The sequence below is a fragment of the Pedobacter heparinus genome (assembly GCF_032678725.1).
Lineage (GTDB): Bacteria > Bacteroidota > Bacteroidia > Sphingobacteriales > Sphingobacteriaceae > Pedobacter > Pedobacter heparinus_A.
Genome location: NZ_JAVTSC010000003.1, coordinates 72,013 through 87,229 on the forward strand (window position 1 = coordinate 72,013; position 15,217 = coordinate 87,229).

At 42.0% G+C, this 15,217-nt stretch carries 18 protein-coding genes; 10 read left to right on the top strand and 8 right to left on the bottom strand.

The features are described from left to right. Positions 1-11 precede the first annotated feature (11 nt). Positions 12-1,499, bottom strand: a complete 1,488-nt coding sequence (locus R2Q85_RS05710; RefSeq protein ID WP_316810787.1) for a glycoside hydrolase family 130 protein — start codon at positions 1,497-1,499, stop codon at positions 12-14. A gap of 375 nt (positions 1,500-1,874) precedes the next feature. Here R2Q85_RS05710 and R2Q85_RS05715 point away from each other — a divergent pair, with 375 nt between their 5' ends. Together R2Q85_RS05715 and R2Q85_RS05720 are read left to right on the top strand one after the other, a co-directional pair. Continuing rightward, on the top strand, positions 1,875-2,480 hold the full coding sequence (locus tag R2Q85_RS05715) for an outer membrane beta-barrel protein (RefSeq protein ID WP_316810788.1): 606 nt from the start codon (positions 1,875-1,877) through the stop codon (positions 2,478-2,480). Between the two features lie 153 nt (positions 2,481-2,633). Then, positions 2,634-3,533, top strand: a complete 900-nt coding sequence (locus R2Q85_RS05720) for a polysaccharide deacetylase family protein (RefSeq protein WP_316810789.1) — start codon at positions 2,634-2,636, stop codon at positions 3,531-3,533. Positions 3,534-3,538: 5 nt separating this feature from the next. Here the strand turns inward: R2Q85_RS05720 and R2Q85_RS05725 are convergent, their stop codons facing one another. From R2Q85_RS05725 to R2Q85_RS05735, 3 genes are read right to left on the bottom strand one after another with little or no spacing between them, the layout of a single operon-like run. Then, a complete protein-coding gene (locus tag R2Q85_RS05725) occupies positions 3,539-3,985 on the bottom strand; it encodes a 3-oxoacyl-ACP synthase (protein ID WP_316810790.1) in 447 nt (148 codons plus the stop codon). Between the two features lie 3 nt (positions 3,986-3,988). Further along, the gene (locus tag R2Q85_RS05730) at positions 3,989-4,567 is read right to left on the bottom strand and encodes a nitroreductase (protein WP_316810791.1); all 579 of its coding nucleotides are present in this window, start codon (positions 4,565-4,567) and stop codon (positions 3,989-3,991) included. A gap of 53 nt (positions 4,568-4,620) precedes the next feature. Continuing rightward, positions 4,621-5,178, bottom strand: a complete 558-nt coding sequence (locus R2Q85_RS05735; RefSeq protein ID WP_316810792.1) for a hypothetical protein — start codon at positions 5,176-5,178, stop codon at positions 4,621-4,623. Between the two features lie 84 nt (positions 5,179-5,262). Here R2Q85_RS05735 and R2Q85_RS05740 point away from each other — a divergent pair, with 84 nt between their 5' ends. The 5 genes from R2Q85_RS05740 to R2Q85_RS05760 all read left to right on the top strand — a co-directional run bounded on the left by R2Q85_RS05740 (position 5,263) and on the right by R2Q85_RS05760 (position 9,678). Further along, the gene (locus R2Q85_RS05740; RefSeq protein WP_316810793.1) at positions 5,263-6,888 is read left to right on the top strand and encodes an ABC-F family ATP-binding cassette domain-containing protein; all 1,626 of its coding nucleotides are present in this window, start codon (positions 5,263-5,265) and stop codon (positions 6,886-6,888) included. A 91-nt stretch (positions 6,889-6,979) separates the two neighbouring features. After that, a complete protein-coding gene (locus tag R2Q85_RS05745; protein WP_316810794.1) occupies positions 6,980-7,609 on the top strand; it encodes an ABC transporter ATP-binding protein in 630 nt (209 codons plus the stop codon). After that, entirely contained in the window at positions 7,606-8,778 is a 1,173-nt protein-coding gene (locus R2Q85_RS05750; RefSeq protein ID WP_316810795.1) for an ABC transporter permease, read from the top strand. The genes R2Q85_RS05745 and R2Q85_RS05750 overlap by 4 nt, the downstream gene beginning before the upstream one ends. 27 nt (positions 8,779-8,805) lie before the next feature. Further along, complete coding sequence (locus R2Q85_RS05755; RefSeq protein WP_316810796.1) at positions 8,806-9,249, top strand: hypothetical protein; 444 nt, start codon at positions 8,806-8,808, stop codon at positions 9,247-9,249. Between the two features lie 15 nt (positions 9,250-9,264). Beyond that, the gene (locus R2Q85_RS05760) at positions 9,265-9,678 is read left to right on the top strand and encodes a Fur family transcriptional regulator (RefSeq protein ID WP_316810797.1); all 414 of its coding nucleotides are present in this window, start codon (positions 9,265-9,267) and stop codon (positions 9,676-9,678) included. Here the strand turns inward: R2Q85_RS05760 and R2Q85_RS05765 are convergent. Together R2Q85_RS05765 and R2Q85_RS05770 are read right to left on the bottom strand one after the other, a co-directional pair. Beyond that, the gene (locus tag R2Q85_RS05765) at positions 9,675-10,175 is read right to left on the bottom strand and encodes a peptidylprolyl isomerase (RefSeq protein ID WP_316810798.1); all 501 of its coding nucleotides are present in this window, start codon (positions 10,173-10,175) and stop codon (positions 9,675-9,677) included. The genes R2Q85_RS05760 and R2Q85_RS05765 overlap by 4 nt on opposite strands. A 10-nt stretch (positions 10,176-10,185) precedes the next feature. Continuing rightward, positions 10,186-12,198: a thioredoxin domain-containing protein gene (locus R2Q85_RS05770; protein WP_316810799.1), complete on the bottom strand. Its 2,013-nt coding sequence runs from the start codon at positions 12,196-12,198 to the stop codon at positions 10,186-10,188. Positions 12,199-12,247: 49 nt separating this feature from the next. Here R2Q85_RS05770 and R2Q85_RS05775 point away from each other — a divergent pair, with 49 nt between their 5' ends. Together R2Q85_RS05775 and R2Q85_RS05780 are read left to right on the top strand one after the other, a co-directional pair. After that, positions 12,248-13,345 carry a dipeptide epimerase gene (locus tag R2Q85_RS05775; RefSeq protein ID WP_316810800.1) on the top strand — a complete coding sequence of 366 codons (1,098 nt, stop codon included), beginning with the start codon at positions 12,248-12,250 and terminating at the stop codon, positions 13,343-13,345. A gap of 26 nt (positions 13,346-13,371) precedes the next feature. Then, positions 13,372-13,725, top strand: coding sequence for a VOC family protein (locus R2Q85_RS05780; RefSeq protein ID WP_316810801.1), 354 nt, complete (start codon positions 13,372-13,374; stop codon positions 13,723-13,725). 68 nt (positions 13,726-13,793) lie between these two features. Here R2Q85_RS05780 and R2Q85_RS05785 read toward each other — a convergent pair whose 3' ends face one another. Next, the gene (locus R2Q85_RS05785) at positions 13,794-14,237 is read right to left on the bottom strand and encodes a GNAT family N-acetyltransferase (RefSeq protein ID WP_316810802.1); all 444 of its coding nucleotides are present in this window, start codon (positions 14,235-14,237) and stop codon (positions 13,794-13,796) included. 197 nt (positions 14,238-14,434) lie between these two features. Between R2Q85_RS05785 and R2Q85_RS05790 the strand changes: the two genes are divergently transcribed. Continuing rightward, a complete protein-coding gene (locus tag R2Q85_RS05790) occupies positions 14,435-14,710 on the top strand; it encodes a hypothetical protein (protein WP_316810803.1) in 276 nt (91 codons plus the stop codon). Between the two features lie 31 nt (positions 14,711-14,741). Here R2Q85_RS05790 and R2Q85_RS05795 read toward each other — a convergent pair whose 3' ends face one another. After that, positions 14,742-15,194, bottom strand: a complete 453-nt coding sequence (locus R2Q85_RS05795; RefSeq protein ID WP_316810804.1) for a hypothetical protein — start codon at positions 15,192-15,194, stop codon at positions 14,742-14,744. Positions 15,195-15,217 lie beyond the last annotated feature (23 nt).

Below are 15,217 nucleotides of genomic sequence, written 5' to 3' on the forward strand. Positions count from 1 at the left end.
ATACCTTGTGCTTAAACTCCTGTCGAAGAAGCTGCGAAACCCGAATTTTTCAGTTTATTCAGGAGCAGTTCGATTTTAACGGTAGCAAATGAGGAACAATAATCGGAAAGTCCGTATGGGATGACCAGTTCCCCGTCGTGAATGATGGAGCCGCAGGAATACAATACATTTGGCACATAGCCTTCACGTTCATCAGTGTTAGGGATCACCAGGGGCTCATTTAACCTGCCTATTTCTATGGATGGATCATCCAGATCAAATAAACTGGCGCCAAGGCAATAACGGCGCATCGGACCAACACCATGGGTAATCACCAGCCAGCCAGCTTCTGTTTCTATGGGTGAACCGCAATTGCCAATCTGTATAAACTCCCATGGAAATTGCGGGGCCTGCAGTTTTACCGGGTTATCCCAAACGGTGAGTTTATCTGAGTACATCAAATAATTATTCCAGCCATCTATCCGCGACATCATCGCATATTTGCCGTTAATCTTACGCGGAAACAGCGCCAGGTTTTTATTCTGGGCACCAATGCCATGCAGGGGACTGATCTTAAAATCATAAAAATCTGTGGTCTGCAGCAGCTTAGGCATAATCATAGCCCCGTCAAATGCGGTATAAGTAGCGTAGAATACCACATTACCATCATCCTTTACGAAACGTACAAACCTGGCGTCCTCAATACCCTTACGCTCAAATTCCGAGATCGGAAAGATCACCCGGTCAGAAATGTCGGTATCTCTTGAAAAACTGATCTCATGATAGGTGTCCGAAAGCCAGAGTATCTTGTCATACTGCAGTTTTTTCAGGTCATCTTCCTGCAGGTTCTTACTGTCCAGAATGATCTTTCTCAGCGTTGCGTAATCAAATTTATCCTCGAGCTTAAGCCCCACCTCGTCTAAAACTTCGATGTCTATCCTGGAATCTGCGGCTTTTTTCAGGAACAGCTTTTTATTATAAATCGCATTTTTAATGATCTCCGCCTCATCAATATAATTTCCAACTGGTATTACAGTAATGTTATGGTTCCGGTCTATCAAAGCGCGCCTGAACACCACAGAAGAAATGTGCCCCTCGCCTACTGCCCTGAAACTGATGATGAGTCTTTTTTCTCCTTCAACCAGGTCAGACTGGTCTGGGTCTTCTACCACTGAAGGGTTAAAAAACGCAGCTGATTCTATGGAGTATTCGTGCGTAAAATACGACCCCAGCAACAATTTCTGATATTTATCCAGTGCTTCAAAATCATAGCCTGCTATTTCTATACAATGTTTTATCTTTTTACAGTGACGGGTAAGAATCTTAGTAATATTTCTGTGTCTCTTGGAATATTCCTGTAACAATGGAGAAATCAATCCAAACACATCTTTATCAGAAAGTGCCATTACATGCTTAACCACCTCTACCGCTCTTTCATCTCCATTAAAAAAAAATCTTGCTATTACCCGCTTCGAATCGGGGTATACTTTAACCGGTTTTCGTTCTATTAATAATCTCATGATATGTATAACGCTTTAAATGGATACAAAGATTTATGAATTTATAGTTTTTTTGAAGAAAACGTCATGAGCATGGCAGATATTTGTTAACATGTATGCCAAAACCGACAGGACACCAACTGACAATATTACAATAAAAGTCAGTTTGACGAACCGGAACCTCTTCAGATTTGTCATAATTTAAACGCAATTGTCATTGCAAAATAATAATGAAAATGGTTATCAAATCTATTCTCCTATGCAATAAGCACTTACATAAAATGCTTTTTTAGCATAATCAGCGCAACATTTAATTGGCATACACATTGACTATATAACGTAAATGGTCAAAAAATAAAAACAAGAAGGACCAGATTATAAATTAAAATTAAGAAGATGAAAAAATTATTATTATCGTTAGTTGCAGTTGCAGGTTTAGCTTTCAGCACTCAGGCTCAAACAGAAAAAGGAAAATTCATATTAGGTGGTAGTGTTGGTTTGAACAGTACAAAAGTTGACGGTGCGGATAAAGCTGACTTCAGGTTTAACGTAGTTCCTTCTGCAGGTTATTTTGTAAGCGACAATTTTGCTGTAGGTACCGGTGTCGGATACAATTACAACAAACAGGTAAGTGAGGGATCTTTAGTTCAATCATTTGAAGTTGCGCCTTTTGGCCGTTACTATGTAGGTTTATCTGATCAGTTCAAATTCTTCGGACAATTGTCTGTTCCTATGAACTTCGGAAATGTTAAAGATGTAGATGAAACTACTGGCGATGTTGGTGATAAATTAGGTACCACTACCCAAATTGGTGTAAAACTGAGCCCTGGATTTGCCTTCTTCCCAACTAAAAGAATCGGCATTGAAGTTTCGGTTGACGGTTTAGGCTATCAAAATACCACCATTAAAGAAGAAGCAACCGGTGAAAAAGCAAAAGTAAACACATTTGGTTTAGATGCAAGCACCATTACCCCTAAACTGGGTGTGATGTTCCACTTCTAAGCACAAGGTTTATATAAAAAATTATTTTGGTTAGATAAAAGGCCCCTTGCATAAGCAGGGGCTTTTTATTATACCTGTTTTTTTGTTGAAAACTCCTGTTGCTTTAGCTACTTTATTGGATTTGATTTTATAGTTTTGCATCAAATACCTTATATGAAACATCACTTTTTAACATTAATGGCCGCAGCTGTAGTTTTTGCAGCCGGCTGCCAGTCAAAATCACAAACAGCTGCCGCAGGTTCGGATGCAAAAGACAGCATTTCTATTGCTACAGCTGAAACAGCAGCGGATCCTGAAAACGGACAGGCCGTCCAGGTGGACGTTTCTAAAATAAAAGTTGCCGACGCCAAGAGCATCCTTGCCCGGAAACAGGTGCCGATATTGTGTTACCACCAGGTACGGAACTGGAAACCTACAGATGGAAAAGTAGGCAAAGATTATATCGTTGAGATACAAAATTTCAAAGATCAGGTTAAAATGCTGGCCGATAGTGGTTACCATTCCATTTTACCGGACCAGTTGTATGCTTACTTAAATACCGGTGCCCCCTTGCCTTCGAAGCCGATCATGTTCACTTTTGACGATACGGACATGGATCAGTTCACCATTGCAGCCCCTACCTTAAAAAAATATGGCTTTAAAGCGGTATATTTTATCATGACCGTTACAATTGGCAAGAAAGGTAAATTTGTCGATTACATGACGAGCGACCAGATCAAACAACTTTCTGACGCAGGAAACGTGATTGGCAGCCATACTTATGACCATAAGAACTTTAAGAAATACCAGGGTAAAGACTGGGAAGAACAGCTGGATAAACCAACAAAAAAACTGGAAGAGATCACCGGTAAAAAAATGACAGAATTTGCCTATCCTTTTGGGCTATGGAATGCCGAAGGCATCCCGGAACTTAAGAAACGCGGTTTCAGAATGGCTTTTTCCCTGGCAGACAAACGTGACCAGAATGATCCGCTGTTTACCGTAAGAAGGATTATTGCCAGCGGATACTGGAGTCCCAGAACTTTACACAACAGTATTGTGAAGAGCTTTTGATCAGCTCACAATACTTCATTAAGGAGATACTTTTTACCATTAAAGGAAAAGTCATCTCCTTTTTTTTTGCCCAAAAGCAATTTACCAATGGGCGAAACAGCAGAAATGGCAAACACCGGCCCTGCATCTGTATTCAATTGCCCGGCACTGATGCTGATGTAAAATATGCCCTGGCTGGTATAAATTAAACTCCCGGCCCTGGCAGTGTCTGATGGGGGTACATGTGCTATCGCTTCCAGGATCTTCATATTTTCCTGCGCATCTATCAGCAATCGTTTATTGCGGTCTATATCCTGCTGCATCATTTCCCTGCTGGTTTCATATTTATCCCCGGCACTGCTTTTGGTATCGTCGTTACTGGCTTCTCTGGCTTGTGCCAAGGCGGTCTCTGCAGTCTGGATCCTTTGTGCTATGAAATCCAGGCAATGCTGGTATAAATTTCCTTTATCCATTGTTTATGAGGTTACCCATTTAATTTTATCTGCCATAGGTGTACGTTTGGCTTCCCTCGGCATTTCTTCATGATAACCCATATAGAAAAGTCCAAAACATTTTTCCTGCTCACCTAAGTTAAGGTATTCTTTCAAATCTGCAATCATCCCCGGAGAACTCCAGTAAGCACCTACCTGTAAGGCTCCGGCAGTAAGCGCCATGTTTTGCACAGCACAGGCCAATGCAGCCAGCTCTTCCCATTCCGGTACCTTATCGGTATGCAGTTGTACGTTTAAAGTGATCACACAACTGGCCTGTTCTGCTTTCTCCATGATGCTGTCATATTTCTTCTGTAAAAACTGATTGGCTGGAGTACCTGCTTTGTACAGGCGTGCAAGTTCAGCACCTAATTTTAGTTTCCCTTCCTTTCTGAATACAATGAAACGCCAGGGCTCAGTGAGTTTATGTGTTGGTGCATAGTTCGCACTTTCCAATATCTGTTCGATCACTGCTACAGGCACTTCCTGTTTGGTATAACTCACCGGAAAAATGCTTCGCCTTTGTTTGATGATCTTGGTTAAAACTTCATATTCATTATCCATAAAACCAAAAGTATGCTTTTATTTACACTCAAATGTTGAGCGTCTGTAAAATGCTATTTCAACTGTTTTCTAATCTGCTTCACTTTCGCATAGAAAGCCACACTTTCCTTATCCACCAAAAAGTCCATCGTTTGTAATAACTCTTCCCGTATCCAGTTGTGCTTGGTGCTTAAGTTTGCGAGGATATTTAAACAATGTGATTTTATGGCAACAGGCACATTATCATCAATTAACCAGGAAAAAGCGATGTCAACCAACTGTTCAGTTTTATACCCCTCAATAAATTGTTTTACAGCATGGGGCGCACTCTTTTTGGTCATGAGTGCCAGAATTTTTCCATAATGCCGGCGGGCAGAAAGGTTATCCTGCAAATGAAAGCGGTTTAAGAAATAACCTGCATCCGCCAGTAATCTCTCGGAGCTGCGACAATACACATATTCTAAAATCCAGGCTGCCCTGAACGCAACCTGTTCTTCAGCATGAAAAGTCAAATCGATCAGTTCTTTCAGGGAAAAGCTTTCAGCCGATGCGGTTTCGGCCAGCTGTTCTACTTTTGTTTTATGCAGTGGGTTTTTCAGTATATCCAGGAGGTGGTCATGTTGCATATCCAAAAATAAACATTTTATTCAATCCTAAGTCTTTAGCTTTCCAGCCTCAACCTTTTTACCTACCTTTGCGGCTTATTTTTCAGCAATATGATCTCAGTTTCTAATTTATCACTCCGTTACGGAAAAAGAACTTTATTTGAAGATGTCAACTTAAAATTCACACATGGCAACTGCTATGGCGTAATTGGGGCCAATGGTGCAGGTAAATCCACTTTTCTTAAAATTTTATCAGGTGAAGTGAACCAGACCACTGGCAGTGTAGCTTTTACACCCGGGGAACGCATGGCGGTTTTGAAACAAAACCATTATGAGTTCGACGAATTCAGTGTAATTGAAACGGTGATGATGGGCCACAAGGAATTGTATGACATCATGAAAGAAAAGGATGCCATTTACCTGAAAGAGGATTTTACAGACAAGGACGGAGAGCGCGCGGGCGAACTGGAAAACAGATTTGCGGAAATGGATGGCTGGAACATGGAAAGCAATGCAGCTACCATGCTGAGCAACCTGGGCATAAAAGAAGAATACCACTATAAGCAGCTAAAAGAGCTGGATGGTACGCAAAAAGTACGCGTGTTGCTTGCTCAGGCCTTATTTGGCAATCCGGACATCCTGTTGCTGGATGAACCGACCAACGATTTAGATATTGATACCATTGCCTGGTTAGAGAATTTCCTGGCGGATTATCAGAACATTGTATTGGTGGTATCTCACGACAGGCACTTTTTAGATGCAGTTTGTACGCATATTGTTGACATTGATTTCAGCAAAATGAGTACTTATTCGGGTAACTATACCTTCTGGTACGAATCGAGCCAGCTGGCCCTGAAACAACGCAGCGACCAGAACAAAAAACTGGAAGAGAAAGTTAAGGAATTGCAGGAATTTATTCAGCGCTTTAGTGCCAATGCGTCTAAATCCAAACAGGCTACTTCACGTAAAAAAGCGCTGGACAAGATCGACATTTCTGAGATCAAAGCTTCCAGCAGAAAATATCCGGCCATTTTGTTCAATAACCTGGGCAGAGAAGCAGGTGATCAGATCCTGCAGGTAGAAAATTTATCCTGTACCCTAAACGGCGACGTGATGTTTAAGAACGTCAGCTTCATGGTGAACAAGGGAGATAAGATTGCCGTTCTTTCTCAGAACAGTTTAGCTACCACTGCTTTTTACAATGTACTTACCGGGCGTGAAAAGAATTATACCGGGGAATTTAAGTTTGGGGTAACCATCAATGTAGCTGACATTCCTAATGACAACTCTGTTTACTTTGAAAACAAAGACGAGAACCTGGTAGATTGGTTACGTGAGTATTCTGGTACCGATCAGGACGAGCAGTTTGTCCGCAGCTTCCTCGGCAGGATGTTGTTTTCTGGCGAAGAGGTATTGAAAAATGTAAAGGTATTGTCTGGTGGTGAAAAGATGCGCTGCATGTTTTCGCAGATGATGCTGAAACACGCGAACCTGTTGCTGTTTGATGAGCCTACCAATCACCTGGATCTGGAGTCTATTACGGCTTTAAACAATGGATTGAAAGATTTTAAAGGTACTGCATTGTTTACTTCGAGGGATCATGCATTGACGGAATCTGTTGCCACACGTATTATTGAATTGACACCTAAGGGTGTAATTGATAAAATGATGAGTTATGATGAGTACATCAGCAGTCCGGATGTTGCGGAATTGAGGGCAAAAATGTATTCAAAATAGAAGGCAGTAGCGAATACTTTACATGAATAGCATAGGCAATTAATTTGCTTGTGCTATTTTTGTGTACAACCAATTAATTAAGAAACCGAATATGATCGCTATAAACTCCGTTTCTCATCATTATCCAGGAGGACAGGCCATTGCATTTAAAGACTGGCGAATCAATAAAGGTGAGCAATGGCTGTTACTTGGTGAATCCGGCAGTGGAAAAACGACACTATTGCATATATTGACCGGGATACTGAAACCGGAAGCCGGAGAGGTTAACATCAATGAAACTTCCATTTACGGTTTGTCGTCTAAAAAACTGGACCAGTTCAGGGGCAGGAACATCGGTATTATATTTCAGCGTCCACACCTGATTAAAAGCTTGAGTATTTCTGATAACCTGATACTAGCGCAAAGTCTGGCTGGTTTGCCTACTGATCTAAACCGGGTACAGGAAGTTTTAAATTCTTTAGGGATAGCCAATAAACTGCATGCCTATCCTGATCAGCTGAGCCAGGGTCAATTGCAGCGTGTTTCTATTGCCCGTGCGGTAATCAACAAGCCTACCCTGCTGATCGCAGATGAGCCTACTTCCAGTCTGGACGACAAGAATGCAAGGGCAGTATTAGATCTGCTGTTGCAGCAATCCGGTATCAACCAGGCCACCTTAATTGTGGCTACCCACGACAAAAGAGTAAAAGATGTATTTATAAATACCTATCAATTAGCATGAGCCCATTAAAAATCAGCTGGAAAAGCTTATGGTCTAAACCCTTATCTGCAGCACTTAACATAATGCTTGTTGCTTTTGGTACGGGCATTTTAACCATTTTGCTGCTGGCTTCTAAGCAAATTGGTGATAAACTGGAAAACAATGCTAAAGACATTGACCTGGTAGTTGGAGCCAAAGGCAGCCCCCTTCAGTTGATACTCAGCAGCATTTATTACATAGATTTCCCTACCGGAAATATCCCCTTAAAAGAAGCGATGGAACTCGCCCGGAGTCCCTTTGTAAAACGTGCGGTGCCATTGGCATTGGGCGATAATTACAATGGTATAAGGATAGTGGGTACCGACAGCAATTTTGTAAGCCTGTACCACCTCCAAACAAAACAAGGAAAATTCTGGCAGCAGGATTTTGAGGCGACCGTAGGATCCGCCGTTGCCAAAGCTGAAAAGCTGAAAGTTGGTGATACCTTCAATGGTGCCCATGGCTTAACGGGCAGCTCAGATATACATGAAAGCCATCATTACAAGGTTACCGGCATTCTTGAAACTCAGGGAAATGTTACCGATAACCTGATCCTGACCAATATAGCCAGCGTATGGAAAATGCATGATGAACACGAAAATGACATCCCCCGCGAACTTACTTCCCTGTTAATCCAATACCGTTCACCAATGTCTGTCGCAATGTTTCCCAGAATGGTAAATGAAACTACAAATATGCAGGCCGCCTCTCCGGCGCAGGAAAGTACACGTTTGTTTTCACTGATCGGTGTTGGTGTAGACACCCTGCAATGGTTTGCGGTGCTGATTATGCTTATTTCGGCCATCAGCGTGTTCGTAAACCTTTATAATTCATTAAAAGAACGCAATTATGACCTGGCCATTATGCGCACCTTAGGCGCTTCCCGTACAAAGCTTTTCCTGATTGTTATTGCAGAAGGCATGATGCTTACATTAGCCGGCACAATAATTGGGATAACACTGGGGCACCTTGCACTGGAATTTATTGGCAAAAATCAGGAAAGCAGCCAGGCACAGCTAACAGGTTTTGTTTTACTTTATGATGAGATATACCTGTTTTTTACCGGCCTTGCAATTGGTATATTTGCAGCTATACTACCTGCTATACAGGCCTACAGGTCAAACATTTCAAAAATATTAGCTAAAAACTAAAGGAAACAAAGTTTAAAAAGACAGACAATGATGATAAAGCGAATGATATGGATAGCCCTGCTTTTTACAGGTTTTGCAACAAAAGCGCAGCATAATCCTGATGATCAGATCAATTCTGATAACTGGGAAGTCATTGGTGGGGTAGACTTCAAGATTGTTAAAGACACAGAGATGCAGGCCATATTTACGCCGGAAATAAAGAAATATGCCAATAAACCTTTTGAATTGGAAGGTTATATCGTGCCTATTAAGGATGGCATGAAACAAACCAAGTTCATGCTGTCCACCCTGCCAATCAACCAATGCTTTTACTGCGGAAAAAACGGGGTTCCCGTTATGGTATTAGTTGAAATGACGGCACCTATTAAATTTACATATAAAACGGTAGTAGTTAAAGGCACCCTTAAATTAAACACTGGCAATGCGATGGACAATCCGCCAATTTCCATAATAGGCGCCAAAGCCATATAAATACTTATGATGCGAATGGATCCGATAAAGCTGTTGAAAGCACACGATTTAAAACACACCAGACAAAGGGTACGTGTTTTGGAGGAAATCGCTATGGATAACGTCGCTATTTCCCAACCTGAACTGGAGAAAAGGTTAGGGAAAGAAATTGACAGGGTTACCCTTTACCGGATATTGAATACTTATGAAGACAAGGGAATCCTGCATCGGGTGATGGATCTGAACGGTACGGCTAACTATGCCATTTGTTCACCGGCATGTTCTGCACACCACCACCATGATGAGCATGTGCACTTCAATTGCACCAGGTGCTTTAAAATTTATTGTCTGGAGATAGAAGTTCCCGGGATTAAGATGCCCAAAGGATTTACCGCAAATGCCGTAAGCACCATTGCTTACGGCATTTGCGAAAAATGTAACTTTATTTAGTGGCCGGAGTGACCATCAGCGCCATGTGCATGACCGTGGCTTAACTCTTCCTGGGTAGCTTCACGGACACTCAAAATTTCGCCTGCGAAGATCAGGTTCTTACCAGCCATAGGATGGTTTAGATCGACCGCAACAACATCTTCATGAACAGCGGTAACGCCAGCCCTGAAATGGTTTCCCTGATTGTCCTGCAAAGGAATTACATCGCCAACAGCTGGCAGTTCAACATCCTTAAACATATCTTTTGGAAGATCAGCAAAAGCACCCGGATCAATTTCTCCGTAGCCATCGGCTGCAGAAAGCTCAAAACTGTACTCATCGCCAACGTTTAAACCGTTTAAATGCTCTTCAAATTTTGGAAGCATCATTCCTGTACCATATAAAAAAACGAGTGCATTTTCTTTATCCGCTTTTTCTACAAAAACTTGCTGTCCTTCTTCATTAGTCGTATGCAACTCGTACGTTAATGATACTACTGTATTGGGTTTAATACTCATTGTGATTTTTTTAATTTATCAATTTTAATGCTTCATCAACAGTAGCTACTGGCAACTGGCACACTTTATTTCGGCAAATATAGATTTTTGTTTCAATGCTTTGCTTATCTTTTAACAATGGTAGTCCGGATTTTGTTCCTCCCAATGTAATTTTATTTGGTATATAATGTGTATTGAGCTCCATCTTGATTTTATCGACCGTTTTGCCGGTTAAAGCAATTTCATTTAGCCCAAATACTTCATTCAAAAGCTGTATAGCCCAGTTCGAATAAGCAGAACCATAAGTTTTAATCTGGGAATGAACAGCAGCAAGCATACTTTCTGCTTTAAGAATATAAGTATCCTCGTCAAAAAACAGACCGAGTTTATGCAGATTCTGCGCCATAACAGAGTTTGATGCCGGCACTACATTGTCCATAATCTCGTGCTTTCTGGCAATTAAAGGTTCCCCGGTGGCTGAGGTATAGAAAAGCATAGGGCTGTCCGAATCTGCAAAATTTTCCAGTACATAAGCTGTCAAGCGCCTGGCCTCCTGCAGCCAGTGCTCCTCAAAATCAGACTGATAAAGCGCAATTAAAGCCTCAATAAAAAAAGCATAGTCATCCAGAAAGCCCGGAATGCTCGCTTTATTGTTTTTATAATTACGGTACAGGCCTCCATCCGTCATTTTTAAAGTGGAAAGTATAAAGGAAGCGGCATTTCTGCCCATTTCATAATAATGAGCTTGATTAAATATCCCCGCACTTTCTGCGAGACCTTTAATGGCCATGGCATTCCAGGCAGTCAGGCATTTATCGTCTAACCCGGGTCTGATTCTTTTACTTCTTTCCTGCAATAGCCTGGCTTTTGCAGCTTTTATCTTTTTGAGCAATTCTACCACAGAAACCCCTTTTACTTCAGCATAATCTTCTTCTGTAAACTTTCTGAGCAGGATATTGGTCTGTTCCTCTTCCCAGTTTCCATCAGCTGTAATGTTAAAATAATCGGCCAGCAAATGGGCATCATCTCCAAGCAGCGCATCAAATTCGGCTTTATCCCATACATAAAATTTTCCCTCAACCCCTTCACTATCGGCATCCAGGGCTGAGTAAAACAAGCCCTCAGGGGACATCATTTCTCTTTCCAGCCATTGGATGCTTTCCTCAGTCACCTCTTTAAACAGCAATGACCTGGAATACTGATAAGCCTCGGCATACAAACTGATCAGCTGTCCGTTGTCGTAAAGCATTTTTTCAAAATGGGGTACATGCCAGTTTCCATCTACAGAATAACGGGCAAAACCACCACCTACATGATCATAAATCCCTCCCATAGCCATTTTCTCCAGTGTTAGCAAAGCCGATACATGCGTGGCATCATCTTTCATCAGGTGACTGTAGCGCAGCATAAACTGCCAGTTGTTGGGCAATGGAAATTTAGGCGCACGGTTATACCCACCTTCGGTGATGTCAAAATGGCGTTTCCAGGGATCAGTGATTGCGGTTAGATTTGCTTTGGTATAATCATCAACCTTAATGTTGGGGATAATTTTCTCCGCATTGTGAATCCCCTCGGTCAGCCTGTCGGCATAAGCCCGGGCTTTACCTGGCTCCTTAGCCCACATCCCCGCAACACTTTCCAGTACATTGATCCAATCGGCTTTTCTGAAATAGGTGCCACCGTAAATAGGACGCTGATCCGGCAGGCATATGCAATTTAACGGCCAGCCTCCGCTCCCGGTCATCAGCTGTATGGCCAGCATATAGATCTGGTCAATATCCGGACGTTCCTCCCTATCCACTTTTATGCACACAAAATTCCGGTTCATCACTTCAGCAACCTCATGGTTTTCAAAGCTTTCCCGCTCCATTACATGGCACCAATGGCAGGCAGAATAACCAATACTGACCAATATCAGCTTATTTTCTGCTTTGGCTTTTTCTAAAGCCGCTGCGCCCCACTCATACCAGTTAACCGGATTATAGGCATGCTGCAGTAAATATGGCGAAGAAGCATGGATTAAGCTGTTGGGTTCTGTATTCATATGATAAAGGTAAAAAGTTAATTTGTACTTTTACTTAAAGTATACGCTAATGAAGATCACCCATACCGAAATTTACCGCTTCAGCATTCCTATGGAACCCTTTGTGATTGCCACCGGAACGATGCATTTTGCGCAAAACGTACTGATCAGGATATATACCGACGCCAGTATGTATGGCGTAGGTGAATGCTCCGCCTTTCCAATGATCGTTGGCGAAACGCAGGAAACCTGCCTGACCATGGCACAGGATTTTGCAAAGATCCTGATCGGTAAAGATCCATTGGATATACCGGAAAGAATGAATGATCTGCTGGGCTACGCCGCACACAACAGCACCATTAAAAGTGCCTTTGACATGGCCTTGTTTGACATTGCGGCAAAAAACGCCAACCTGCCGCTTTACCAGTTTTTAGGCGGAAAAAAACGCAGCATTGAAACTGACATGACCATTGGCATTGATACGCCAGAAAACATGGCCCTTTCCGCAATAAAATATCAAAACCAGGGATGCCGGATTATCAAAATAAAACTGGGCAAAAAAATACATGAGGATATTGAACGTGTAAAGCAGATCAGGAAAGCAGTCGGTGAAACGATGGTGCTGCGTCTGGATGCCAACCAGGGATGGAGCTTTGACGATGCGCTTTTTGCCCTTGGTGAGCTGGAATCCTTAAACATTGAATTTTGTGAACAACCCATGCGTACCTGGTATGACGACAAGCTCCCCGAACTGAACCTGAACTCGCCGATTAAAATCATGGCTGATGAGAGTTGTTATAACCATCATGATGCCCGCAAACTCATCAACAGCCAGTCTTGCGAATACCTGAACATCAAGTTTTCCAAATCCGGCGGCATCCTGGAAGCACAGAAGATCCATGAAATTGCTTTGCAATCTGGTATTAAATGCATGATCGGCAGTATGCTGGAAAGCCGGATTGCCCTTAGTGCCAATCTGCATTTTGCTTTAGCAAGTGCCAACGTGGTCTTTTTTGATCTGGATACCTGCTTACTTGGGCATCTGGCAGATCCGGTTTTAGGCGGATTAACTTATGATGGTTATTTTCTGGATGTTCCTGATACACCAGGCATAGGCGCTGATGCGGATCCGCATTTTTTATTGAGTTGCGATAAATGGGTGGTTTAGCCCTAAGTACTGTTCAAATTTATTCTATGGTCAAAAGAATTGTTGCAAATATTCATACTGAAAACATCGCTAAAGCCGAAGTCTTTTATAAAACTATATTAGGCCTGGAACTTTTAATGGACCATGGTTGGATTACAACCTATGGAACTGAAAATCAAAAAATGAATGTCCAGATCAGTTTCGCTTCAGAAGGTGGTTCTGGAACCTTAACGCCAGACCTTTCAATTGAGGTAGATAATTTCGAAGAAACTTTAAACCATATAAAGGAAGCTGGATTTGCTATAGAGTACGGCCCCGTAATTGAGCCCTGGGGTGTGAAAAGATTTTACACCCGCGATCCTTTCGGTAAGCTCATTAATATTTTATGTCACACACCATAGCTTAGCTGTATATGGGATAACACTTATAAACACCTTGGGCCGTATGAGCAACCTCCTGTGTATGGATTTCAGCTACGGGGATCACCGGAAACAATCAAGCTCTTACTAAAATATTTTGGCGACTCTTGATATCCTTCCCGCTCATAAAATTTATGTGCACCGGTTCTTTTCAAACTGCTATGCAGCTGTATCCTATCGCATCCTCTTGCCTTGGCTTGTTCCACACAGTAGGCTTCGAGTTCCTTACCTATTCCCTTGCTCCTGATATTTTCATCAACTACCAGGTAACTGATAATAGCAAATTCTCCAGTCAATGCCAATTGTGGCATAAAATGAACCGACATTACAGCTTCCACCTTATTGTCTTCGTAAACCACCAGTAAATGATCAGGATGATGAATCAGCTGACTAATTTTATCGATTAAGAAGTTCTTCCCTGTTTTATAGCCAAGCTGCGTAAGCAACTGGCCAATTATTGTTGCATCCTCTGCTTTCGCAATTCTTATACTCATAATAAATTAATATTATCCTAATTGAAATATATAAAAGCCTCAAAGATCGGTAATTACCATTAATTCTATCCCATTTTACATCCATATTAAAAGTTTGTCCGGTTTGATAATCTTTGTTTTAATGTTCGATCCTTTTAAAACCTTTCCACGATCTGTATGTTTTTGCTATTATCAGTTAAATAATATATCCCTATGTCATGAATACATTAAATGAAAATCAACATGCTGACCACCCGGGAATCACAGCTCAGCATCATGATCAGCAAAACGAAGCACCGGGAGCTTCCAAAACTAAGGATGACCTGCCGCCTGCGGGTCCGGCTATTGGCTCTGCGGGCTTTGAAGACGGATTAAAAAGGGATGGTGTGCCTGGACACGAAGATCAAAATCTGAGTATCCATTCCATTGGAACAAATCCTGGTACCGAATACCTGCCACCACTTAATGACTATGGTGAGCATTTATCTCGTTAACCATAAACTTCCAATTGCTAGTTTTACACCATTACCGGTTTTTACCACCCTTTATAATGATACCACCAATAGGGTTGCCAGGGCTAGCTACGCTGGCTTCAGATTTATGCATCGGGTTGTTTTGTGCCCTACCACTTCCCTGATACAAGGGGTTTTCTGTTTTTGCTTCACCGGAAACTACTGCTGATCCGGCGGCATGCAACCCCTGGTTTACTTTTTCACCAAAGCTTGACCCCTGTGTTTGTTTTGCACTGCTGATTACCGAAGCGCCGGGGATTTCAGCACTTAATAAACCAGCCTCTCGCGGAGTCGTAAAATTTGTTTTAGGCGTGTCTGGCAAAATGGTTTTGCCGGTGGCGGCATAAGATGCTGCTGCGCCAGCCCCTATTCCTGCACGTTTACCGATACCGGACACTTCGTTTGCTTGTCCGAAAGTTATTGAACTGATAAATGATAAGGCGAAAATTAAAGTATAAGTTTTCATGATCTTGCTTTTTTAAAGGTTAA

Coding starts and splice junctions, on each gene's coding strand:
- R2Q85_RS05710 (WP_316810787.1), bottom strand. CDS start 1,499: ATGAGATTATTAATAGAACGAAAACCGGTTAAAGTATACCCCGATTCG.
- R2Q85_RS05715 (WP_316810788.1), top strand. CDS start 1,875: ATGAAAAAATTATTATTATCGTTAGTTGCAGTTGCAGGTTTAGCTTTC.
- R2Q85_RS05720 (WP_316810789.1), top strand. CDS start 2,634: ATGAAACATCACTTTTTAACATTAATGGCCGCAGCTGTAGTTTTTGCA.
- R2Q85_RS05725 (WP_316810790.1), bottom strand. CDS start 3,985: ATGGATAAAGGAAATTTATACCAGCATTGCCTGGATTTCATAGCACAA.
- R2Q85_RS05730 (WP_316810791.1), bottom strand. CDS start 4,567: ATGGATAATGAATATGAAGTTTTAACCAAGATCATCAAACAAAGGCGA.
- R2Q85_RS05740 (WP_316810793.1), top strand. CDS start 5,263: ATGATCTCAGTTTCTAATTTATCACTCCGTTACGGAAAAAGAACTTTA.
- R2Q85_RS05745 (WP_316810794.1), top strand. CDS start 6,980: ATGATCGCTATAAACTCCGTTTCTCATCATTATCCAGGAGGACAGGCC.
- R2Q85_RS05750 (WP_316810795.1), top strand. CDS start 7,606: ATGAGCCCATTAAAAATCAGCTGGAAAAGCTTATGGTCTAAACCCTTA.
- R2Q85_RS05755 (WP_316810796.1), top strand. CDS start 8,806: ATGATGATAAAGCGAATGATATGGATAGCCCTGCTTTTTACAGGTTTT.
- R2Q85_RS05760 (WP_316810797.1), top strand. CDS start 9,265: ATGGATCCGATAAAGCTGTTGAAAGCACACGATTTAAAACACACCAGA.
- R2Q85_RS05765 (WP_316810798.1), bottom strand. CDS start 10,175: ATGAGTATTAAACCCAATACAGTAGTATCATTAACGTACGAGTTGCAT.
- R2Q85_RS05770 (WP_316810799.1), bottom strand. CDS start 12,198: ATGAATACAGAACCCAACAGCTTAATCCATGCTTCTTCGCCATATTTA.
- R2Q85_RS05775 (WP_316810800.1), top strand. CDS start 12,248: ATGAAGATCACCCATACCGAAATTTACCGCTTCAGCATTCCTATGGAA.
- R2Q85_RS05780 (WP_316810801.1), top strand. CDS start 13,372: ATGGTCAAAAGAATTGTTGCAAATATTCATACTGAAAACATCGCTAAA.
- R2Q85_RS05785 (WP_316810802.1), bottom strand. CDS start 14,237: ATGAGTATAAGAATTGCGAAAGCAGAGGATGCAACAATAATTGGCCAG.
- R2Q85_RS05790 (WP_316810803.1), top strand. CDS start 14,435: ATGAATACATTAAATGAAAATCAACATGCTGACCACCCGGGAATCACA.
- R2Q85_RS05795 (WP_316810804.1), bottom strand. CDS start 15,194: ATGAAAACTTATACTTTAATTTTCGCCTTATCATTTATCAGTTCAATA.